1 protein-coding gene is annotated in these 1,094 nt (G+C 58.7%); it reads left to right on the forward strand.

All coding sequences use genetic code 11. The features are described 5' to 3' along the window. On the forward strand, positions 1–1,094 hold a 1,094-nt coding region (locus tag FJ938_RS29270), incomplete at its 5' end, for an IS630 family transposase (RefSeq protein WP_140700143.1).

Below are 1,094 nucleotides of genomic sequence, written 5' to 3' on the forward strand. Positions count from 1 at the left end.
CTGGCAGGCAGGCGGACCTTGTCGTTCTAAGCGACGCGGATAGAGGTTTCCTCGAATCTCAGGTGCGCCGGCATAAGGCGCCGCGCTCCTTGTCGGATCGATGCCGGATGGTCTTGCTGTGCGCGCAGGGTTTGCAAAGCAAAGACGTTGCCGAACGCCTGGGTGTTCACGAGCACACGGTTGGCAAGTGGCGCCGTCGGTTCGTACAGGATGGTATTGAAGGGCTGACAGATGAATATCGTACCGGTCGACCGCGAACTGTCTCCGATGCCCAGGTTGCTCAGGTCGTCGAGCGTACGTTGAACACCACTCCCAAGGATGCCACGCACTGGTCCATCCGTTCGATGGCAGCCGACCGCGGCCTTTCTCATACCACCATCCGTCGGATCTGGACCGCGTTTGGCCTGCAGCCGCATCGTACCGAGACATTCAAGCTTTCCTCCGATCCGCTCTTCGTTGATAAGGTGCAGGACATCGTCGGCCTCTATATGTCACCACCGGACCGGGCGATCGTGCTATGCGTGGATGAGAAATCGCAAATCCAGGCATTGGATCGCGAGCAGCCGGTTCTGCCTATGGCACCGGGCGTCGCCGAACGGCGTACTCATACTTATGTTCGCAACGGCACGACTTCTCTGTTCGCCGCGCTCGATGTTGCCACTGGGGCGGTGATAGGTCATTGCTACAAGCGTCACCGGGCCACCGAATTCCTCGACTTCCTGAAGCGGATCGACACCGAAATGCCCAATGGCCCGGACGTGCATCTGGTGATGGACAACTATGCGACCCACAAGACGCCGAGGATCAAGGCTTGGCTCGCGCGCCGTCCACACTGGCATGTTCACTTCACGCCAACGTCGGCATCCTGGATCAATCAGGTCGAGCGGTGGTTCGCAGAGCTGACGCGAAAGCAGTTGCAGCGCGGCGTACACCGTTCCACCGCAGAACTGGAAGCTGATATCGACGCCTTCATCGAAACCCACAACGAGAACCCGACCCCATACAAATGGGTCAAATCCGCCGACCAAATCCTCGCGTCGGTCAAGCGCTTCTGCCAGAAGACAATGAACCGAACTTCAGATTCAGGTGACTAG

This window comes from Mesorhizobium sp. B2-4-14, from assembly GCF_006442155.1.
Lineage (GTDB): Bacteria > Pseudomonadota > Alphaproteobacteria > Rhizobiales > Rhizobiaceae > Mesorhizobium.